The sequence below is a fragment of the Brachybacterium sp. AOP3-A1-3 genome (genome assembly GCF_052378285.1).
Lineage (GTDB): Bacteria > Actinomycetota > Actinomycetes > Actinomycetales > Dermabacteraceae > Brachybacterium.
In genome coordinates, this window is sequence record NZ_JBQSXM010000031.1 from 1 (window position 1) to 20,587 (window position 20,587).

Here is a 20,587-nt window from a genome sequence, read left to right on the forward strand (position 1 = left end):
CTCGGCGCTGAGCGGTGCGGGCTTGCCTACGGCTGAACCTGGTGCATTCTCGTAGTCGAGCATGTTCGGGGCCCAATCGAAGGATTGGACCTGAAAGGACAGGTCGTTCTCGGCCGAGCTTCCACCTTCACCGGGCTCTGCGGGGCGGGCCACGACGATCGAGTAGACGGGCACCCTTTCGCCTCGGTACGTGCCGGAGACGGTGAATGCGTACTGCTCGTAGTCCTCGTCTACGGCTTGGTCGGCGCGCTCGAGGGTCAGGTCGGTGACCTGGTCCAGCAGTGCTGCGTCGACTCCTTCGAGGGAGGCGAGGAACGTCGGATCTCCGAGGGACCGGACATTGCCTGGGTACGTGGTCATGAACTTGCGCGCTACCCGTTCTGCGTCTGTGCGATCATCCGCCGGCTCCGAGGCGTTCTGCGCCTCTGGCGCGGCAGGTTCGGCGGTCTCCACGGGGGCGTCCGCTCCTCCGTCAGACGGCAGCACAGCGACACCAGTGGTTGGGTCTAGCGAAGGCTCATCGGTTTCGCGATCGGGGGTTGGGAGAATCCAGATCACTGCTGCGAGGACGATCAGCACGACCGCCCCGTACGTGAGCCCTCGGACCACCTTCCTCTCCATGCGGGTCATCCTTCGTGGACGTCGATGTTGCGGCCGCGGTCGAGGCCGGAGGGGATGAACTCGATGTGCCAGAACTCCTCGTCGTGGATGTACATGCCGTGCTTCAGCCCGAGCTCGCGGACCTTCTGCCACCGCTGCAGATCGGCGCCCGTGCCCGGGTAGGAGCAGGCGAGTTCGGGGGTCTGGGTGGTTCCGCAGTTGTGGCGCGAGTAGGGGGCGGGGAAGCCGCCGATGTCGAAGGCCATCCCGAACTCGTGGTTCGACCATCCGGGACGGGCAGCTCCGCCGGGGGAGTTCGCGTACAGCGACTGCTGCTTGGCGTGGGACCGGTAGGAGGACGTGATCGTCAGATCGAGGCCCTGTGCTTCGGCTTCGGTCCAGAACTTCACGAACTCGGGGGCGATGGTCGCGTTCATGACGATCGGGCGGCCATTGAGGTCGGTGACGCCCTCGAGCGCGCAGAGCCGGATCGGCTTGCCCTGGCCCTGGTAGTAGGCGGTGGTGGTGCCGTTGTCTGTCGTGCCCGCTGGGCAGGAGAGCGAGGCCGATGGCTGGATCAGCGCGGCGATGTTCACGCAGCCGGACGTCCCGCTGGGGCAGGGAGTGACGGACCCGGTCTTAGTTCCGGGAGCGATTGACGTGCCTGTGCAGTCGCCGCCCGTGTCGTTGGCGGGCGGGGCTGGTGCGTCGGTGCTCGGGGTGTTCTCGATGCCTCCGGCGTCGGGGGTCGCGGTGCCGGTGTACTGGTCGTAGAACGCTTGGGCGTTGGCGATGCGTTCGTCGATCGCCATGACTCCCGATCGTTCGTATTTCGCTTCGAACGATCGGGTGGCCTCTTCGACGGTGGTGGTCGAGGCGAGATGGTCGCCGGCGGCCTTCTCCACACCCTCGAGCTCTCCGATGATGTACCGCATCTGGAACAGCACCATTTGGTCGACGTCGTCGTCGGACATGACCGGGGGCAACTGCTGCATGGTGGGTGCGGCGATGTAGTACTCGGTGCCGAGCTCGTCGATCACGGCGTCGCGGATCTCGGCGTGGCGGCTGCCAGTCCACTGCACAAGTCCCCAGCCGGAACCGATCGACGGGGTGCTCGCTTCGCCTTGGGCGATGAACGGGTTGAAGCTGCTCTCGCGTTCGATGTTCCCCATGACCCCGGCGGTCTGCTCTTCGCTGTACCCGGCGCCGCGGAGGTAGTTCCACACCTTCTCCTCGATGTCCCCACCGGCCACGTCACCCGGGATCGCTCCACCGTTATTGCCCGTGTCGTTGCAGGTGTCGGACTGCATGGCTGCTTGGCTGACGGAGGGTAGGACGGCGCTGACGATCGCGGCAGTGACCCCGGAGATGAGCACGGTCTGCAGCACCAAGGTGACGACGACGAGCGCTGCGATGCCGGCGAAGAGGTAGCGGAAGGCCTTGGTCTGGAAGATGGTGGTGACGGCCGATCCGGCGAGTCCCGCGACGGGCGCTCCGGCTCCGGTGCCTGCGATGGCTGCGGTGGTGAGTGCTCCGGCTCCGGAGGCAGCGACGTCTTGGGCACCGCCGATCATGTCGCCACTACGGGCCTTCTGCGCTCCCCGCAGGGCGCTGACGGCAACGTCGGACCCGGTCGCCTTCTTCACCCCCGCCTCGACGCCACGCTGAGCGAGCGCCTTGCCCGCCGAGGTGGCTGTCGCGGCCGCACCGCCGTCGGTGCCGGATCCGAGGTCACCGCTTCCCGGTGCGTCCAGCGAGGTGTCTTCGGGCAGGGGAGTGTCCCCGGTGTTGGGACCGTGGGTGTCGGCGTGATCCGCCATGGGTGACCTCCTCGGCTGCGCCAGTGGGCGGGAGGTCGAGGCTGGCGAGGTCAGAGTCCGCCGCGGACCATCGGAGGGGCCTCGAAGGTGAAGTCGAAGCCGTCGTCCTCATCGAGCGACTCTTTGGTCTCCGGTGCTGGTGGCGCAGCGGGGGAGTCGGCCGGGGCCGGCGCGACCTCTGGCAAGTCTTCGGCTGAGGTATCGGTGACGGGGGTGGCGGTATCACTTAGCTCAGCGCCCACGTCGACGGCGAGCTCGGTGATCAGCTCCCGGTAGGTGGCGCCGACCTCCGACTCGGCATCCAGACCTTCGACGTCGACGACGATCTCCGTGACCGGCTCCTGCTCGATGACGGACTGCAAGGTCTCCAGGAGCTCGAAGTGGCTGTTCGACTCGAGCTCGGACAGAGCCACGCTCCGCTCAGCAGAGGATGCCTCGCCTTCGGGATCGTGAGTGGTGTCTCCGAGCAGGGAGCCGAGGTCGAAGCTGATATTCAGATCGAGCTCCTCCACCGCCGGCGCTTCCTGCTCCGTGATCTTCTCTTCGACCACGTCGACGAAGTCCTCCAGCGGCGCGACCACGTAGCGCGGATCCGACGGGTCCAGCAACTGCTCGGGGCGGGGCTGCGGGATGTCGTGCTCTTGCAGCTTCGCCTGGAGGGTTGCGTTCTCTTCGTACCAGACCTGCATGAGGCGAGGGTGCGTGGCGGTCAGCGGTTCGAACAGGCCTCGCCCGACCCGGGGTGCGGCGATGGTGTCGGCTTCCATGGGGTTCCGGAACGCGCTCATCCGGTCACCCTGGGTCATATTCCCCAGGCCCATGCGAGCGAGGTTCGTTTTTACGTCCGATCCACCCGGCATGGTGTCGAGGACCTTGGAGCTCAACTTCTGCGTGCCCAGCAGCAGGTGGATCCCGACGGAGCGTGCTTCTCGTCCGAGCTTGCCAATGATGTTCCCGATGATCGCTCGGGCGTTGTTCTCGGCTTCGGCCTCGAGCCGGGCATGATCGGCCGCCGGGTCATCGGACTTCGGCGGTACCGAGGACTTTCCGATCAGGGACGTGAATTCGTCGACCACCACGATCAGATGCTGCGGGCGCGCGTCGTCGGGCAGCTTGTCGATGTTCACCGCGCCATACTTGCCGTTCAGGGTTTTGCGGCGCTCGAGCTCTCCGTAGAGGGCTTTCATGGTCGAGGCGGCCTGGTAGACGTCGGCGGCGAATGGGGCGATCGCCCAGTCCTTGGCGAACAGGAAGTCGTACCCGCCCTTGGTCGGGTCGATGACGACGGGCAAATATCCACAGCGGATCAGGTCGAACAGCATGGTGCTGATCGCCGCCGACTTGCCGGCGCCGGTTCCTCCCAGTACGAGGAGGTGGGGGTTCTCGAGCGGGTCGTAGATGGTCGGCTCACCGAGCGCCGTGACGCCGAAGGCAGCCGGGGTGTCGCCGAGCCGGTCGAAAGGGATACCGACGCGTTCGGGCAGTGGGTCGTGTTCGGCCATGAACAGTTGGATCCCGGAGGCGCCGTGGCGGCGCACGTCCAGGAACTCCACGTTCAGGTTCGAGCGCAGCTTCTCCCGGTTGCCCTTGACCTTGGCGATATCCACGCCAGCGGGCAGGTCGAAGTCCAGCACCTCCACTTGGTCGTTCGATGCGAGGGTCTCGAGCTTCGTCAGGGCCGGGACCGCGCCGGAGAGGTTCGTGATGTTCGAGTCGACGAACGCCTGGTCGAAGTCGATCCGTCGTACCTCGACCTCGGCGCCGCGACGCAGCTTCGCCCCGAGCTCAGGGTCACCGATGTACAGGTTGACTTCGCCGTCGCGGGGGCTTGATAGGCGCATCCAGGGGCAGGCGAGTTGGGAACGGATCGCGTCGGCCTTCTTCCGCACGTCTACCAGCGTTGTGCCGCCGTGCAGGCGGAGCGTGACTTTCCAGGCGTGCTTCGAGCTCGCCGGGAGCGTCAGTGCCTCGGTCTCGACGAGCTCGGGCTTTGGGAGCTTCACGGCGGCGGCGCGGAAGGCGCTGTTGAGCAGGTGCGCGAGGATCCATGCGGAGGCGCTGGTGGCGACGGGTGTCGCGCCCTGTGGTGGTGCGACGTCCTGTGGGGTGGTCGGTACGGGGTCGGTGGTCCAGCGGACGAGGAACAGGTGCGGGTGGCGTGAGCCTTGGCCTTCCTTCTCGCTGGGCCAGCCGACGATCGAGACCATCTGCGCGCCGGTGATCGAGGTGCGCATCCCCTTCTCGAAGTCCTTGCCGCGCGGGTCGATGTACGTCTCGCCCGCATCGAGGCCGGTCTTGGTGGCGAACAGCTGCTCATGCAGCACGAGACCGTCGCGGGAGAACCGCTGGGTTAGCTCGGCGTCTCGGGTGATCTCGAACCGGGTCGTCGGCGGCTGAGCGCCCTGGGGGAGGGTCTGCTCCCAGCGTTTCTCCCACTCGATCTCCGCCTGCACGTTTTGGACCTGCTCCACGGTCAGGCCGGAGTCCTCCGCGTACCGCGCGCCGTCGGAGAGCGGGTCGCCGACGAGGACGTAGCCGCTGCGCCGATCGACCACGACATCGACGTCGACCGGTTCGCCCTCGATCACGGTGGAGCAGGCGGCGGCGATCGTGCCGTACTCGGACTGGATCGTGTGCCACGGGGGAGTGGGAATGCCGGGCATCGCCCAGGTCGTCTTCCAGATCGCGAGCGGAGAGTCCTCCGGAGTCACCGGCACCGGGGCCGGTGCTGGCACTCCCAGTAGCCACCTCCACACTGCAGCGGCACGGGAGGACGTCGGGAGCTCGACCGGCTCAGCCAGAGACCGCTCCAAGCGCGCGACCTCCTCAAGGTCGGTTTCGCCGAGTTTCTCGATCTGCTCACGGATGCGACGCTCGCGCTTCGCGGAGAGCTCGACCAGGCGCGGATCGATCTTCGTGGGCAGGTCCGCGACCTGCACGGCCTCGAGCAGCGCCATCCGGTTCACGCCGATCCCGTCCAGGGCTCGGGCCATGGCTGATTCCAGTGCGAGGTCGCGAGAGTACGGGTCGAGGTCAGGGTCCAGCAGGTTCGGGAAGGACCCTTCCGGCCACTGGACGATCCGCACCCGCAGCTGGTGCGCGGTGCCGGGAATCTGCTGTCCCGCTGCGTCGAGGTTCGGGCTGGACAGCACATCGATCCGCGTGGATGGGTCCCCGTAGACCGCCGAGATCGCGTCGGCCCGCTCCTGCAGTCCGGCGGCCATGAGCTTCGGCGGCGCGTCCATCACGTCCACGATCGCCCCGCAGGACGCGACGGTCCGGTCCACGTGCCGCGGCCGGCCTTCCTTCTCGGTGAACAGCTCGGCGAACCGCGGAGCCCACTCCTCCTGCGCCTCGCGTAGCCGCCGCCACCGCTTCAGGCTGGCGCGCGAGATCGGCCCGTGAAGGAGCGCGACGAGTGCGAGCACCGAGGCTGCGGCCATCCCGACCGCTCTCCAGGTCGTGGATCCCTGCCCAGCCCACTCCAGCCCGATCCCCGCAGCCCATGCACCGAACACCCCGACGATGGGGGCGACGAGGACGAGCGGACGCGCCCGCGAGTCCCACAGCTGCCGGAGCACCGCGGGACCGATGGTGACGACTGGCTGTTCCTGGAGCCTGCGCCGGCGGGCGAGCAGCGAGGTGATCACGTGGTGGGTCAGGAGTCCCGAACTCGCGGCGACCCACCACGGCATCGCGACGACGGGCGCATCCCAGCTGGCGACTGCCCCGACCCGATCGAGCACCACGGTCGGGAGCTGACCTGACAGCGGGAGCGCCGCCACGAGTACCCCGGTCGCGGCGGAGGCGATGAACGAGAGACGAGGCGGGATCCCGGGCCACATGGTCTCCCAGCCCCACACGTTCCCGAACAGCAGGGAAGTGCGGGTGTCCAACCAGGACCGGTGCCGGCGGATCAGGTGCTCCTCCCGCGGATTGGCCGGCGTCTCCTTCGGTCCCGTGAGCATCGGCGCCGGGTGCAGGCACGCCACGGCCAGCACCCCGATGAACAGCACCCATCCCGCAGGCAGTCGGACCAGCACCGCGGCGCTAGTGAGCAACAGCGTGAGGACCGTCAGCGGGAGGGTGAGGTTCAGGGCGGGCTTGTCGTACTTCTGCACCATGGATACTCCTCAGCTGGTGCGCAGCAGGGGGTACAGGGCTGCGACGAGATCCGGATCGGTCGGCTCATCAGGCACCAGCGCCCGGACCCGCCGAGGGAGGGCACTGGCCCGGATCGCATCGGCGCCGGGGACGTGCAGGAACGTCACGCTCAGCGTCCCGGGACGGGAGGCTTCGATCGACACCAGTGGCCGGCGAGCCAGGGCGCGGGGGATGTGGGCGCTGATGCGCTGCTGGATCATCGTCATCGTGCGGCGGTCGGCGTGCTCCACCTTCGACAGCCACCGGTAGGAGGTGTCCTCGAGCGTCCAGTAGAACCCGGGCCGCCACCGCTTCGAATCGACTACCAACACAACGGTGCCGCCGGTGACGATGTGATCGATATTCGCGGCGATCCCACGCGCAGGGACATTCAGGTCATGCCACACGTCCCGGCGGGACTCCACCGCGATCATGTCCAGCACCCGACCCGTACTCTCCTCGCCCGCACGCCCGACCCTCGCGGTCTCGGTGTCGAGCTCCTCGACGGACCCGCCTGCGATCCCGAACACGGACCCGCTCACGAGAGCACCCCGACCAACAGGGACAAGACGAAGATCGCCACGAGCACGAACAACACGACCTTCACGACGCCGCCGCTCAGGGAGTTCGCGAGGTCGTCGGAGTCCTTCTCGTACTGCGGTCCACGCCCGAGTTGCATGTCGCCCACCTTCGCCAGAGAGATCCTGTCGATCCGGCCAGTGGGCGGGGAGCCGACCTCACAGGACCCGGGGGAGGCCTGGTCGGGCTGGCAGGTCAGTCCGCGGGCGTCGGCTTCTCTGTCGCGCGCGGGTGATCGATCGTGACGTGCTCTCCGTCGGCGATGCGCGAGTCGGGCAGGATCATGATTCCTGGGTCGATCCGGACCTCGTCGCCGATAGTGCTGCGGTAGCCGACCAGTGCGTCCTCGCCGAGCACCACGTCGCGGCCGAGGGTGGTGGCCTGGCCGACAGAAGAGAATGTCTTCATCACGGTCCCCTGCCCGATAGTGGAGCGCCCGGTGACGTGCGTGTGCCGGCCGATGTGCACGTCGGGGCCGATGTTGGTGTCGGAGCCAATGCTTGCACCTGCGGAGATCTTCGTCCGCTCTCCGATCCGCGCCCGGTTCGAGATCGTGGCGCCCGGACCGACACGAACTCCTGCGTCGAGGTGAGAGCCGCCGCCGACATTCGCATGCGAGCCCACCTGAACGCCGGCGTCGAGTCGTGCACCGCGGCCAGCGAAGGAGTGGTGACCCATCTTCACACCGGCACCGATCGTCACGTCTTCCTGGATCCACACCATGTTGCGGATCGTCGCCGAGGGGCTGATCGCCGCGGAGCCATCGATCTTGGCCGAGCGGTCGATGCTCCCGCCAGTGCCAGCGGGCTCGACCCGGACGTCTGCCTCGCTGCGGGCAATGGAGCCGAACTCGCCCCCGTTCCCCTGCTCGCCGGTGTCCTTCTTCCGCCTGACGATCATGGTGCCCTGCCCTTCGTCCCGATGTCGATGGGGTCACCCGTCGAAGTGGGCGGGAACAAAGGCGGACGAGGTGTCGCCCAAAATTTCCACCCGGTCGACTTAGAGTACTTCGTTCAGTTTTACAAGCAGACTTCCGATTGCTGGCGCAACGAGCAGTGCAGCGAAGATGTCGCATAACTGTGAGGTGATCGTGAGGTTTTTGGCTGCCCCCTCGCTAACGTGTTTCTCATCCGTGGCGAAATTTTTGGCGACTATCGCGACCATCTTGCAAATGGCTGCACCCACGGCAAAATAGGCGATGATGATCTTCATCCACTCGTGCCCGTCGTGGAAGCCAGCAAAAATGCCGACGGCAGCAAGTGCTGAGGTGGTCAAAAATGCAGCCGCTAACCATTTAGTAGACTTCAATGGACGTGTAGAGCTCTGACTCGCGATCTGCCCAGTGGCCGGACGGCGATCGAAAAGCGCGGCCACGCCGCCAATAAGCGCCAGGTTGCCAAAGATTAAAATGCCAGAGAATAATTTTCTGAATGTCACGATGGCGGCCTTAGCTTTCGGTTTAATGAATTCGCGGTCGAGGTCGGAGTGGAGGGGGCTATGCTCGCTATTTTAGCGGTCGAACCGCTGCCTCCTCGATGGACCATTATGCATCGGTCAAGAACTCAGGTGTGGGGGCGACCGAAACCAGGCGCCGCCACTTCCGTCCAGCCACCGGCTGGGTGAACCCGGGCCCTGTCATTCGGTCGGGCAAGGACGGATCCGTAAGTGCGTCGATGCGGTTGCCGTCGACTTGATCCAGCAGGTATTGGTCGGTGCGCGGGACAGTGCCGGGACGGAGCCAGTACGGGCTGCCGGCTAGGATTCGTGCGTTCATTGCGATCGTCTCGCCGGCATCCGCTGATCCTTCGCGGTAATGCAGCTCGTTTTCGTCCAGTAGCCGCACGGGCCGCCAACCTTCTTCCCCGTCGTCGGTGCCGCGGGCTAGGAACGAGGCGGTCAGCTCCTCGAAGGAGCTCGAGACCTCGTGTGGCCCGGGGAACCAATCCGCCCAGGACACCATCCCGAGCCTCGAAGCCGTTCGATTCAGCGAGGTGCCCGGGTAGTCGCGCACCGCTTCGCGGATCGCGGCCTGGATCTCGAAGTTGGCGGTGTTCTTTGCAGCGGCGCTGGTCGCCTGCGACGGGGTGGACACGTCAACGACGAGTACCACCAGCGGGAGCTCGTAGGTGGGGTGGCGCTGGAGGATCTGCACCCACTTGGCCATTTTGCGGCGGAAGGCTTCACCGACCGAGGCGGTGGTCTCGAGAGCGATCACCAGTCCATCGCGGCGCACGATTCCGGCGTCCGCCCTGCGACCGAGATCTGCCTGTTGCGCCTGCAGCCCCGATGCCGCGAGGAGGGATGCCAGGGAGACCTGCTTCTCCCCGAGCACAGTGGCGACGTCGCAGAACTCCGCGACGCGTAGGGCCAGCTCGGTGGTCAGCACGTTGTGGCGGTCGAAGCGGTGCTCGCTGTTCCAGTCCTGGCCGCCGGTGATGGCGATGTGCTCGGCGAAGGTGAGGGACTTGCGGTACTGGGCGTAGGCGTCGATCTGGTCGCCGACGGTCCACATGCTCATCCGCTGGCTGGCGGGGGCGAGGCGATTCATGCCCGCCGAGACGTAGCCGTGGGCGAGAAGGCCGGCACTGAACGGGGCCGAGAGCGCGGCGGGGTAGGTGTTGCCCATGACGCGGGATCCGGCGATGCAGGCGAGCTGTTCGCGGGTGACGGTGCGCCAGGAGGACACGGCGCCGAGCGCGGCGAGGATCGAGGGACGGTGACGATTGGTCCGCATCTCCTTCAGCGCCTCCTCCTGCCCGGTGACGTAGCGGGTGGGGATGCCGGACCATCGCATCTGGGATGCGGGGGCGCGGCGGTGCTGGGATGCGCTGACCCAGCCGTCGGAGCTGCCGGTGGCGAACATGCCCTCCCAGTACGGGTCCACGCGTCGGGCGGCGCAGAAGGGGTCTGACTCGATCCGGCTGGGCAGGTCTGCGAGGTGCCGTGTGCTCATGGCGGTTCAGGCCTCCGACTCGACTGGGTAGACGACGTCGCGGAAAGAGTCGCGGTCGTCCTCGAAGGGGTGAACCTTCGCGGTGAACACGTTCTGACGCTGCTGCTCCACGACGGTGCGCACGAGGGTCATGTACCGGGGCAGGTCCATCACTTCTTTGGGGTGGACGACTTCGAAGCCCTCGCTTGCGCCGCCGGTGAAGTCCTTGGCGATCTGGGTGGCGACGTCCGAGTTCTCCTGGGCGTAGGAGATGACCGTCGAGAGGGAGAACATGGTGCGTCGTACGGCGTCGGGTAGCTGGTCGGGTTCCTGGGTGGCGTAGATCGGGATGACGCCGAAGGAGCGGCCCTGCATGCGCGTCCACTCGATCACCTCGGGGGAGTTTGTGGCGACCCGGGCGAGCTCGTCGCAGATGATCGCCACGTACCGACCCTGTTCCTCCCACCCGGCGCACACGTCTTGGATCGCTTCCTTCAGCGAATACAGCAGCATGCCGCTGAGTGCGTTCCCGACGGCGGCCGGTAGGCGGAGGTTCTCGCGGCTGGCACCGGTGTGCGTGGACGTCGCACCGGAGTTGATCACCACGCGCAGGTGCCGGCGGAGGATCTCTTCGATGCTAGTGATCCGGCCATCTCGGCGCCACCAGTGGGGGGCGAGCATCAGCACCTCGACTTTCGAGGACGGGGCCTTCTGCAGCGCGGCGCGGCTGGTCGGCTTCACGGTGGCACCGTAGAGCTCGGATAGTCCACCGACCGCGATCTCGAGCGCCTCCTTCTCGCCCTTAGAGCGGCCGGCTTTCACGTCGGCGAGTCGGCGGCGGATCGTTTCGGCCAGGTGCACACCGAACTCGTCCCCGTACCCGCCGAGCAGTGTGTGCGCGATCGACATCGGAGTCGCCACCGGCGCCGGTGTCGGCGCCTCGGGATGCGTACTGACGGCGTCGTCGAGTACATCGGCCGGGATACCGAGAGCGGTGGTGAATACTCCGCGGAGTGTCTTCGCGGAGGCCGCGCCGATGGAATCCGGGCCCCAGTGGTAGATCATCTTCTCGACGAACTTCGCGGCGCTGTCGAGGATGCCGTCGCCGCCGGAGAACATGTCGATGCGGGCGCCGTCGGGGTCGGCCAGGTCGAACACGTGGACCTTGCGTTTGCCGAGGCTTGCGGCCCACGCCTGGTATTCGGCGGCGTCCTGTCCGGACTTCGATTCGAACGCGACGATCGCGCCCTGATCACCAAGCAACGACGCCGACTGCTCCGGTGCCGTGGCGGCGTCGCGGGGGAGAGGTTGCTGGTCCATCAGCAGGAACGCGAACAGGGATCGGAGCAGGTAGGACTTGCCGGAGCGGGGCTTGCCGAACACCGCGATCCCGGCCCACAGATCCTGCGCGGACAGGCGCACCATTCGGCCGATCGCATCCAGTCCGATGACCGGTCCGATGCGGCGCAGCAGCGACGCCGGCGCACTGCGGTCACCCGTCTCGGACGTCCCCGATGCGGAACCGGACGCGGGGGCGAGGGCACCGACGGGAAGGATCGCACCGAGCTTGAACGCGCCCCGGTTCAGGGGGTAGTCACCCGGATCGCCGCGGCGCTTCGATGGTCCGCTCTGGAAGTCCTGCGCGGACTCGGCCCGACCCTGATCATTGCCCTGTGTCGGGGGCCGGGTGCGTAGCGCCCAGCGCCTGGGCGGCAGCGGGAACCGCCCGGTGCGGAAACGCTTCTCGTACCGGCGCCCCCACAGCAGGTAAACGACCATCGCGAGCAGTGGCAGCAGGGCGAGGGTGAACAGCGTGGTGGTGATCATCGAGGAGACCTCGCCCGGCACGAGCGTCGCGATACTCGGAGCGGCGAGGTGCACGCCGATCCCCGCAGCGACGAACGCGAGGGTCACTGCGATCAGCTGTGCGAGCACCCATAGCCGGGGGAAGCGGACGGTCCGCGTCTCGAGGTCAAAGCCGTGCATATCGCCGGTGACCTGACGCAGCAGAGAGTCGACGCTCGAGCGGGATGTGGATGCCGCGGCGACATGCGCGATCACGCCGTTCGGTTCGAGAGAATGGTGGGTCCCGCCGACGATGCGTCCCTTGATCCACCGATCCCACAACCGGTCCTCGTGCAACAGCAGACCGCGGTGCGGAGCCCGCATCGTGATCGCCACCCAGGACCCGACCGGCATGTCCGCCAGCGACGCCGCCATCGAGAACGGATCACGCCCGCTCTGCGTCGTAGAAGCCCGAATCCCGCCGGGCCGGAAGAACAGGTGACCGACCTGGTCAGCGGCGCGCAGGTTGGGCAGCTTGTTGGCATAGGACAGGCGACCCGTGACCGCGTGCGCAGCGGATAGGGCGGCTTTGTTCATGCTGTCGGTGTCCGGAGAGATGAGGTAGTTCTCCAGCCCGTCGTCGGTCATCACGGCCAGGAACGTAGCCGCGGTGCGGGGGCTGAGCGACGAGGCGAATGAGCGCATGCGGGTGGCGACGAGCTCGGGACTGTTTTGGCCACCGGATGCTCGGGCCACCCGGCGGATCACGACGGAAGTGCTCATGCCCCCTCATATGCGAAGGAGCCGCGGAATCGCACCCGGACCAGCGCGTCTCATGAGGTGGCCGTCGAATCTCAAGTTTTGGACTCCACCTGACCTTGAAGAATCAACCGCGCCGCCCAGGACGAGTCCCCGCCCTGTACGCGCTGTGTCCACGATGCGGCTTCGCCGCGGGAATCGTGATGCGTCCAGTCGTATGACCTCGTCCGTGTATCGACCCCTGTGTTCCTACGGCTTCGCCTTCCGGGGTGGTCGATTCAGCGTTCCTTCTGAGGTCATCCGATCCGGCGGGGACGGCCGCTGCGCGCCCAATCGTGCTCCGCACTCACCACGGACTGCGTCCGGCAACTCGCGCTGCGCGCTTCGTAACGGACTGCGTCCGGTAATCGCTCCGCGAGCGGACCAAATGCGCTTTGCGCAACGCTCGCTGCGCTACGCGCAACGGATCGATCCGCGAGGACCCCGTCCATGCCGTCTTGCTCCGACCTCACCGCCTTTCGCGTCTCGCGCAACATCACGAGCGCGTAGCGCATGCGCAGCGCAGCGGGAATCCGACCACACCGTGAGCGCATCCGAGGCTCCCGGATCCCCTCCGAAGGGATGGACGCTCCGCGAAGTGGGCGGGGACGCGCAGCGTTGCGAAGTGCGAAGCACGAGCAGACGCACCGACACCGCGACGACCACGAGACGCGGAGCGCTACGACGTCCGAAGTGCAGTAGTCGCGAAGCATTGCGATGGACGAAGTACGAGCAGCCGCAGCGCCACGGCCAGCACTGACGCACGCAGTGCGGAACGCATGGACCAGAGGATCCACAGAGCACGAGGAGATTACGGGGCAGAGCGTGCATGATCAGCGCTGCGCGCAGCGGACAGCTGAAGCGACGGGAGCATAGCGAGAGCCGCATCCTGTAGACGCAATAGTTGCGCACCGCGGACTCCGACCAGACGGCGTACAGGATGCGTACCGAGGTGCAGCGACCAGTGGGCGCGACGGCTGCGACACGCGCGCGCAGCGCACCGACACCGCAACGACGCCGCGCAACGAGCACCACCGAGGGGCGAAGCTCCGACAGGGAGCGAACCGACCGGACCGGACAGCGAGCACCAAGGACGGACGAGCGCCAGCGAGGACAACCGCCGGAGCGAGCAGGCAGGGGAGGGAAGGCTGAGCGACCTCTTCCTATGGCGCTCAGTTCCGTTCGGGTCCTCGGCTCGTTCAATCCGAAGCGTCTACCGGCCCACCCCTCGGGCTGTCGCCCAGGCCCAACATCAACACCGCCTCCAGGCACGCCGCGCGCACCAGCTTGAGATGGGGCAGGTGCCCGGAACTACGAGCCTCACTCATTGGGGAATAGTGCTTAGGCGCACGGTGCCGCCCCCGATGTCCGGGCCACTCTGATGCGATGTTTCTCGGAGGGTCGGTCAGTGGGGTGTTACGGGTGCAGGGAGAATTTCGGTCAGTAAGTGCCGGACGCAGGCGTCGATCTCGTCGCGGACTTCGCGTGCTTGCTCGAGTGTGCTGTCTGCTAGGTCGCGGAGGTCCCAGTCTTCGTAGCGTTTGCTGGGGTAGACGGGGCAGGTGTCTCCGCAGCCCATGGCGATGACGACGTCGGCTGCGCGGACGACATCGTCGGTGAGGGGCTTGGGGAAAGCCGAGGTCAGATCGATCCCGATTTCTCGCATGACTTCCACGGCGCGTGGGTGTAGCGCGTCGCTGGGTGTGGAGCCGGCGGAGCGGACGTGTACTCGACCGGCCGCGTGGTGGTCCAGCAGTGCGGCAGTCATCTGGGAACGGCCTGCGTTCTGGACGCACACCAGCAGCACTTCGGGGACATCATGCGGGGCGGCGCCCTTGGACTGGGCGAGCGCGGTCAATCGGTCGCGGGCGAAGCGCTCGGTGAGTGAGGGCAGGTGCGAGGTGATCTTAGAGGTGCGAGCCAGAGCGGTGTAGGACTCGAAGACGTACCGGTCGGCCGTTTCGGCGGCGAACACTCCGGTGAAGCGGCGAACGAGGTCGGTGGAGGACCTGCTCAGCGCTCAGGAGCGAGAGGGTCTCCCGCTGCGATGCCACTTGACCCTCAGCTCTGAACCGAGGCGGTCGTAGCGTCCTGCGGGAGCAGGCTGGCGATGAGTTCCTCGATGCGTACGCGGATCTCATCGCGCACCGGGCGGACCTCCGCGACACCCTTTCCGGCCGGATCGTCGAGCTTCCAATCCTCGTACCGCTTGCCGGGGTAGATCGGGCAGGCGTCGCCGCAGCCCATGGTGATGACGACGTCGGAGGCCTGGACGGATTCGGGGGTGAGGATCTTCGGGGACTGGTGGGAGATGTCGATGCCAACCTCGGCCATCGCTTCTGCTGCCGCGGGGTTGATCGAGTCGGCGGGCGCGGAACCGGCGGAGCGCACCTCGATGCGGTCACCGGCGAGTTCACGCAGCCATCCTGCCGCCATCTGGGAGCGGCCGGCGTTGTGGACACAGACGAACAGGACACTGGGGCGTGCGGTCATGAGGATCTCCAAAGCAGGCAGTAGGGAATCAGGCGATATCGAGGAAGGCGCGGAGTTCGGCGAAGGTCGACGGGACGACGGAGTAATGGGCCCAGCGGCCCTTCTGCTCGCGCGTGAGCAGGCCGGCGTCGACGAGCTTCTTCATGTGATGGCTGACGGTCGGCTGGCTGATCCCGAGCGGTTCGGTGAGGTCGCACGCACAGACTGAATCGCAGCCCTGGGCTGCGACGTGGGAGAGGAGCCGGAGGCGGGTGGGGTCGGAGAGCGCTTTGAGCAGTGAGGCGATCCTCTCGGCGTCGACCGTGTCGACGGGCCCCGCGGACAGCGTGCAGCACTCCTCGGTCTCGCGACCGGCGTCGAGTCCGGCACGAGCGATCTCAGTTGGCGTTGGCATGGCCTCACCTTACATTGACAGTCATCGATGTAAAGCATAGCGTTCGGATCGATATCCGTCGATGGAAGGTGCCGAACACTGATGAGTACGACCACCAAGGACGTGGAGCAGCCACGCGTGATGAAGGAGATGTCCTTCCTGGATCGCTGGTTGCCGGTGTGGATCCTGGCCGCGATGGTCGTAGGGCTCCTGCTGGGACGGTTCATCCCTGGCCTGAACACCGCCCTGGAGGCGGTGAAGATCGGCTCCGTCTCCCTCCCGATCGCGATCGGGCTGCTGGTGATGATGTATCCGGTCCTCGCGAAGGTCCGCTACGACGAGACCCGCCGCATCGGCGCGGACAGGCGTCTGCTGGTTACCTCACTGGTGCTGAACTGGCTGATCGGCCCAGCCCTGATGTTCGCCTTGGCGTGGATCTTCCTGGCCGACCTCCCGGAGTACCGCACCGGGTTGATCATCGTGGGGCTCGCGCGCTGCATCGCCATGGTGCTGATCTGGAACGACCTCGCCTGCGGAGATCGTGAAGCCGCCGCGGTCCTGGTCGCGATCAACTCCGTGTTCCAGGTCATCGCCTTCGGCGCCCTGGGCTGGTTCTACCTCCAGGCGCTCCCCTCGTGGTTGGGCCTGCCGACCACCTCGGCCGAGTTCTCGATCGGCGCGATCGTCCTCAGCGTGCTGATCTTCCTCGGCATCCCCCTCGTCGCAGGGTTCATCACCCGCGTGGTCGGGGAGCGCGTCAGGGGCCGCACCTGGTACGAGGAGCGGTTCCTCCCGAAGATCGGCCCGTGGGCGCTGTACGGCCTGCTGTTCACGATCGTGCTGCTGTTCTCCCTCCAGGGCGACGCGATCCTCTCCGCACCGGGGGACGTGGCCCGCATCGCCCTGCCGCTGCTGGTCTACTTCGTGGTCATGTTCCTCGGCTCATTCCTGCTCGGACGGGCGATTGGGTTGAACTACGCGAAGTCCACGACTGTCGCCTTCACCGCGTCGGGCAACAACTTCGAGCTCGCGATCGCCGTCGCGATCGGCACCTTCGGCGTGACCTCCGGTCAAGCCCTTGCGGGTGTCGTCGGCCCCCTGATCGAGGTCCCCGTCCTCGTCGCCCTCGTCTACGTCGCCCTCGCGATGGGCCGCCGGCTCTTCCCCGGCGACTCCACCGTCCCCACCCGATGACCCAGCAGAAGGATGGCCTCGCGATGACCACGAAGCGCCCCGCAGTCCTGTTCGTGTGCGTGAAGAACGGCGGCAAGTCTCAGATGGCCGCCGCCCTCATGCGGCATCACGCCGGAGAGGCCGTCGAGGTTCACTCCGCCGGCACTCGGCCCGGCAGCGCGATCAATGCCCAGTCTGTGGAGGCGATCGCCGAGGTCGGTGCGGACATGTCCTCCTCCGTCCCGCAGCCGGTCACCCCGGAGCTGTTGCGCGGCGTCGATCAGGTGATCATCATCGGCGGTGAAGCTGTCATCGAACCCGTCGAGGGCATGACCGCTCCGGTGACCACCTGGCACACCGATGAACCCTCGAAGCGCGGCATCGAGGGGATGGAACGCATGCGACTGGTGCGCGACGACATCGACGCTAACGTCCGTGCACTTCTGGCCGACCTCACCCAGTCCTCGAACTGACATCACCCGCAGCAAGGAGACCTAGCGTGCTCACCGCCGCGACGACCTCGCATCCCGTAGTCATCATCGGCGCCGGACCCATCGGCCTGGCCGCCGCCGCCCATCTCGCCGAACGCGGTCTGTCCTTCGTCGTCCTCGAGTCCGGGTCCACGGCAGCGGCGGCGATCGCCGACTGGGGACACACCCGTCTGTTCTCCCCGTGGCAGTACAACCTCGACGCCGCCGCACAGCGCGTCCTCGAAGCCAGCGGCTGGACCGCCCCTGACGCCGAGGCTCTGCCGACCGGTCACGAACTGCGCGAGCAGTACCTCGAACCGCTCGCGCAGCTTCCCCAGCTCGCCCAGTCGATCCGCTACAACGCACGTGTCACCGCTGTCTCCCGCGCCGACATCGACAAGACCCGCACCGCACGCCGCGAGGAAACCCCCTTCCTCGTCCGGATCGAGACCACTGACGGGCGCAGCGACGACGTGCTCGCCTCTGCTGTCATCGATGCCTCCGGCACCTGGTCGATCCCCAACCCGCTGGGCCAGGCCGGCCTCCTCGCTCCCGGTGAACGACAGGCCCTCGCCGCAGGTCTCATCACGCCGCCGCTGCCCGACGTGCAGGGCCGTGATCGCGTACGCGTCGCCGGCAAGCGCGTCATGGTGACCGGTGCCGGCCACTCGGCCGCCAATACCCTGCTGGACCTCGCAGAACTGGACGCCGCCACCACGATCATCTGGGCCGTCCGCACCGCGGACCTCAGTCGCGTCTATGGCGGCGGGGAGCAGGACGAGCTCGCAGCGCGCGGGGCACTCGGCTCCAGGCTGCGCCAGCTGGTTGACTCCGGACGCATCGAAGTCCTCACCTCCTTCACCATCACCCGCTTCGGCCTCGAGAACGCACTGACCGTTCACGCTGTGACTCCGGACGGGGAACGAGAGGTAAGCGTCGACGTGCTGGTGCCGGCCACCGGGTTCCGCCCCGATCTCGGAATGCTCTCCGAGCTCCGCCTGAACCTGGACCCAGCTGTCGAGGCACCCGCACAGCTGGGACCGTTCATCGACCCCGAGTTCCACTCCTGCGGATCCGTCGAGCCCCATGGTGAGCTCGTTCTGGCCCACCCGGAGAAGAACTTCTACATCGTCGGCATGAAGAGCTACGGCCGCGCCCCCACCTTCCTCATGGCCACCGGATACGAACAGGTCCGCTCCATCGCGGCAGCCCTTGCCGGCGACCGCGAAGCAGCAGACGCCGTCCATTTGGAACTGCCCGAGACCGGCGTGTGCACCACCGACCTTGGCGGCTGCTGCGACGACCCCGTGCCAGCTGTCGGTGCCTGCTGTAGCAGCCCGGAACTGATCGAAGTTTCTACCGGGCTATGACTCAACTGCCGAACGGCGATTGCTGATCGTCCCGTTGAGAGCCGGTCCTTATCGTCCTTGGTCGTGTGAACCAGGCCCGAACGCGCCCGAGCTCGCCGTGGCGTTGCCTGATAGGCGGCGCTGCTTTCGGGCTGTGCGCGGCAGTAATCGGTAGCGGCGAGTGTGAGGGCACGTTGGGCGGGTTCCTTCCTGGATCGACCGATCACGCTTGGTGAACGCGTCGTCGCAGCCAGGACAGGACTCGGTCGAGTGCTCGCCGGAGCCCATGATGTTCGGCGTGGCGGAACGAGGCCTGAATCGTCGGGGTAGCGGGTTCGCGCTCACCTAGCCGCCAGCGTCACACTGTTCAGTAGGTAGTATATAGTTCAGTGCATGCTGACTATTGCTTCCCGTCTCGACGTGATGAACCGGCTGGGTCGCGCGCTGGCCGACCCGACTCGGTCCCGGATCATCCTGACTCTCCTCGTGGGTCCCGCTTACCCGGCGGAACTGGCCCGAGATCTGGATCTGACCCGGCCCAACGTGTCCAATCACCTCGCGTGCCTTCGGGATTGCGGGATCGTGGTCGCCGAGCCCGAGGGTCGTCGGACGCGTTATGAGATTGCCGATTCCCACCTGGCGCAGGCCCTTACCGCACTGGTTGATGCGACCCTCGCGGTGGACGAACACGCCCCGTGCATCGATTCTGCCTGCTCCGTTCCCGGATGCGATGCATCAGGGGAGCGCGCATGATCCTCGCCTCGGTGCTGCAGGCGACGGGTCTGTTCGTAGCGACCAACATCGACGACATCATCGTGCTTTCCCTCTTCTTCGCCCGAGGTGCGGGCCAACGCGGCACCACCGCCCGCATTCTGGTCGGGCAGTACCTCGGGTTCGTCGGCATCCTCGGTGCTGCTGTTCTGGTGACCATCGGCGCCGGAGCGTTCCTGCCGTCGGCCGCCATCCCGTACTTCGGACTCATCCCTCTGGGCCTCGGTCTCTGGGCCGCGTGGCAGGCATGGCGCGGAGGCGATGACGACGATGACGACGACGCCAAGGTTGCCGGCAAGAAGGTCGGCGCTTTGACGGTCGCAGGCGTCACCTTCGCCAACGGCGGTGACAACATCGGCGTCTACACCCCGGTCTTCCTGAGCGTGGAGCCTCTCGCGGTGGCCGCCTACTGCATCGTCTTCCTTGCACTCGTTGCAGTCTTGGTGGTGCTGGCCAGATTCGTCGCCACCCGTCCACCGATCGCCGAAGTCCTCGAACGCTGGGAGCACATCCTCTTCCCCATCGTTCTCATCGGTCTCGGCATCGTCATCCTCGTCAGCGGTGGAGCCTTCGGCCTCTGACTCAGCCCAAGCGAACACAGGTCCCGGGTTCGACAGATCAGTGTCGGATCTTGGACTCGGGACGCTTCGTCACGTCGGCGTCGTCTGAGCGTGGACCGGGCCTGGGTCCCGCCGAGCTCCTGCCGTTCACTCGGGGAGGGCTTGCTCATGGTGAGCGCGTCTGAGTTCAAGGGCGCGCCGGTCGATGGCTAGCCTGGCCGGGCTAGTGGAGTAGCTGGCGCAACGGTGAACGGGAGACTGGAAGCATGTTGATGATCGGTACGTACCCGAGGGCTTCCCGTGTGGTGAACGGAATGGCAGACGATGATGCCGGGGCGGTCGTCTCGCCGGTTCGCGCAGCGGTTCCCGGGATTCGTTGGGGGGCGACCTGGTGAGTGCGATGCGCACCAGGGCCCTGGTTGTTTGTGCGGCGGCGCCGTGGGCTGTTCTGTGGACAGTGATCGCGGCCGCCATGGCGGGAGCGCCGGTCTCGATGGAGCTCGTCGATGCGGGCCCGGTGGTGCGGTGGGGGTTGCCGATCGTCGACGCTATTGGTGACGTGGTCGGCGCCGTCACCATTGCGTGCCTCGTGCTGGCGCTCGTCGTGCTGCCCCGCCGTGCGGAGCCGTCCGCGCCGGAGGCTGATCAGGGTCATGCCGGCGTCTCTCGGTTCCATCCGGCGTACGAGCGGGCGCTCGACATCGGCATGGGCCTGGGAATGGTGTGGTCGACGCTGCTGGT

General features: G+C 66.8%; 17 protein-coding genes and 1 pseudogene. 6 read left to right on the forward strand and 12 right to left on the reverse strand.

Annotation, left to right across the window (positions count from 1 at the left end; translation table 11 throughout):
- The 12 genes from ACT3T5_RS18715 to ACT3T5_RS18770 all read right to left on the reverse strand — a co-directional run.
- The coding region (locus ACT3T5_RS18715; protein ID WP_444595214.1) for a hypothetical protein at nucleotides 1-360 on the reverse strand (360 nt) is incomplete at its 3' end.
- Nucleotides 361-626: 266 nt separating this feature from the next.
- Nucleotides 627-2,420 carry a phage tail tip lysozyme gene (locus tag ACT3T5_RS18720; protein ID WP_444576783.1) on the reverse strand — a complete coding sequence of 598 codons (1,794 nt, stop codon included), beginning with the start codon at nucleotides 2,418-2,420 and terminating at the stop codon, nucleotides 627-629.
- Between the two features lie 50 nt (nucleotides 2,421-2,470).
- Nucleotides 2,471-6,544 (reverse strand): FtsK/SpoIIIE domain-containing protein, encoded by a 4,074-nt coding sequence (locus ACT3T5_RS18725; RefSeq protein ID WP_444595215.1) that lies wholly within the window; start codon nucleotides 6,542-6,544, stop codon nucleotides 2,471-2,473.
- 9 nt (nucleotides 6,545-6,553) lie between these two features.
- The gene (locus ACT3T5_RS18730) at nucleotides 6,554-7,105 is read right to left on the reverse strand and encodes an NERD domain-containing protein (protein ID WP_444595216.1); all 552 of its coding nucleotides are present in this window, start codon (nucleotides 7,103-7,105) and stop codon (nucleotides 6,554-6,556) included.
- Nucleotides 7,102-7,242, reverse strand: coding sequence for a hypothetical protein (locus tag ACT3T5_RS18735; RefSeq protein WP_444595217.1), 141 nt, complete (start codon nucleotides 7,240-7,242; stop codon nucleotides 7,102-7,104). Before ACT3T5_RS18735 ends, ACT3T5_RS18730 begins: the two co-directional genes overlap by 4 nt.
- A 95-nt stretch (nucleotides 7,243-7,337) precedes the next feature.
- A complete protein-coding gene (locus ACT3T5_RS18740; RefSeq protein ID WP_444595218.1) occupies nucleotides 7,338-8,042 on the reverse strand; it encodes a hypothetical protein in 705 nt (234 codons plus the stop codon).
- Between the two features lie 99 nt (nucleotides 8,043-8,141).
- Entirely contained in the window at nucleotides 8,142-8,579 is a 438-nt protein-coding gene (locus tag ACT3T5_RS18745; protein ID WP_444595219.1) for a hypothetical protein, read from the reverse strand.
- 106 nt (nucleotides 8,580-8,685) lie between these two features.
- On the reverse strand, nucleotides 8,686-10,095 hold the full coding sequence (locus ACT3T5_RS18750) for a hypothetical protein (protein ID WP_444595220.1): 1,410 nt from the start codon (nucleotides 10,093-10,095) through the stop codon (nucleotides 8,686-8,688).
- Nucleotides 10,096-10,101: 6 nt separating this feature from the next.
- Nucleotides 10,102-12,642, reverse strand: a complete 2,541-nt coding sequence (locus ACT3T5_RS18755; protein ID WP_444595221.1) for a hypothetical protein — start codon at nucleotides 12,640-12,642, stop codon at nucleotides 10,102-10,104.
- A 1,420-nt stretch (nucleotides 12,643-14,062) separates the two neighbouring features.
- Nucleotides 14,063-14,674 carry an arsenate reductase ArsC gene (locus ACT3T5_RS18760; RefSeq protein WP_444595228.1) on the reverse strand — a complete coding sequence of 204 codons (612 nt, stop codon included), beginning with the start codon at nucleotides 14,672-14,674 and terminating at the stop codon, nucleotides 14,063-14,065.
- Between the two features lie 44 nt (nucleotides 14,675-14,718).
- Complete coding sequence (locus ACT3T5_RS18765; RefSeq protein ID WP_444595222.1) at nucleotides 14,719-15,150, reverse strand: arsenate reductase ArsC; 432 nt, start codon at nucleotides 15,148-15,150, stop codon at nucleotides 14,719-14,721.
- A gap of 28 nt (nucleotides 15,151-15,178) precedes the next feature.
- A complete protein-coding gene (locus tag ACT3T5_RS18770) occupies nucleotides 15,179-15,544 on the reverse strand; it encodes an ArsR/SmtB family transcription factor (protein WP_444595223.1) in 366 nt (121 codons plus the stop codon).
- An 81-nt stretch (nucleotides 15,545-15,625) separates the two neighbouring features.
- Here ACT3T5_RS18770 and arsB point away from each other — a divergent pair, with 81 nt between their 5' ends.
- From arsB to ACT3T5_RS18800, 6 genes and pseudogenes are all read left to right on the forward strand, one after another.
- Nucleotides 15,626-16,717 (forward strand): ACR3 family arsenite efflux transporter, encoded by a 1,092-nt coding sequence (gene arsB, locus ACT3T5_RS18775; protein ID WP_444595224.1) that lies wholly within the window; start codon nucleotides 15,626-15,628, stop codon nucleotides 16,715-16,717.
- Between the two features lie 23 nt (nucleotides 16,718-16,740).
- Entirely contained in the window at nucleotides 16,741-17,169 is a 429-nt protein-coding gene (locus ACT3T5_RS18780) for an arsenate-mycothiol transferase ArsC (RefSeq protein ID WP_444595229.1), read from the forward strand.
- Between the two features lie 26 nt (nucleotides 17,170-17,195).
- Entirely contained in the window at nucleotides 17,196-18,536 is a 1,341-nt protein-coding gene (locus ACT3T5_RS18785) for an FAD-dependent oxidoreductase (RefSeq protein WP_444595225.1), read from the forward strand.
- A 372-nt stretch (nucleotides 18,537-18,908) separates the two neighbouring features.
- Nucleotides 18,909-19,268: a Cd(II)/Pb(II)-sensing metalloregulatory transcriptional regulator CmtR gene (cmtR, locus tag ACT3T5_RS18790; RefSeq protein WP_444595226.1), complete on the forward strand. Its 360-nt coding sequence runs from the start codon at nucleotides 18,909-18,911 to the stop codon at nucleotides 19,266-19,268.
- Entirely contained in the window at nucleotides 19,265-19,867 is a 603-nt protein-coding gene (locus tag ACT3T5_RS18795) for a cadmium resistance transporter (RefSeq protein WP_444595227.1), read from the forward strand. The genes cmtR and ACT3T5_RS18795 overlap by 4 nt, the downstream gene beginning before the upstream one ends.
- A 379-nt stretch (nucleotides 19,868-20,246) precedes the next feature.
- Nucleotides 20,247-20,587 (forward strand): annotated as a pseudogene (locus tag ACT3T5_RS18800) (hypothetical protein); the annotation flags it as partial.

Bases quoted from the DNA above. Each gene is read 5' to 3' on its own strand.
- ACT3T5_RS18780 (WP_444595229.1), top strand. From the start codon at position 16,741: ATGACCACGAAGCGCCCCGCAGTCCTGTTCGTGTGCGTGAAGAACGGC.
- ACT3T5_RS18795 (WP_444595227.1), top strand. From the start codon at position 19,265: ATGATCCTCGCCTCGGTGCTGCAGGCGACGGGTCTGTTCGTAGCGACC.
- ACT3T5_RS18720 (WP_444576783.1), bottom strand. From the start codon at position 2,420: ATGGCGGATCACGCCGACACCCACGGTCCCAACACCGGGGACACTCCC.
- ACT3T5_RS18725 (WP_444595215.1), bottom strand. From the start codon at position 6,544: ATGGTGCAGAAGTACGACAAGCCCGCCCTGAACCTCACCCTCCCGCTG.
- ACT3T5_RS18770 (WP_444595223.1), bottom strand. From the start codon at position 15,544: ATGCCAACGCCAACTGAGATCGCTCGTGCCGGACTCGACGCCGGTCGC.
- ACT3T5_RS18765 (WP_444595222.1), bottom strand. From the start codon at position 15,150: ATGACCGCACGCCCCAGTGTCCTGTTCGTCTGTGTCCACAACGCCGGC.
- cmtR (WP_444595226.1), top strand. From the start codon at position 18,909: ATGCTGACTATTGCTTCCCGTCTCGACGTGATGAACCGGCTGGGTCGC.
- arsB (WP_444595224.1), top strand. From the start codon at position 15,626: ATGAGTACGACCACCAAGGACGTGGAGCAGCCACGCGTGATGAAGGAG.
- ACT3T5_RS18740 (WP_444595218.1), bottom strand. From the start codon at position 8,042: ATGATCGTCAGGCGGAAGAAGGACACCGGCGAGCAGGGGAACGGGGGC.
- ACT3T5_RS18755 (WP_444595221.1), bottom strand. From the start codon at position 12,642: ATGAGCACTTCCGTCGTGATCCGCCGGGTGGCCCGAGCATCCGGTGGC.
- ACT3T5_RS18735 (WP_444595217.1), bottom strand. From the start codon at position 7,242: ATGCAACTCGGGCGTGGACCGCAGTACGAGAAGGACTCCGACGACCTC.
- ACT3T5_RS18750 (WP_444595220.1), bottom strand. From the start codon at position 10,095: ATGAGCACACGGCACCTCGCAGACCTGCCCAGCCGGATCGAGTCAGAC.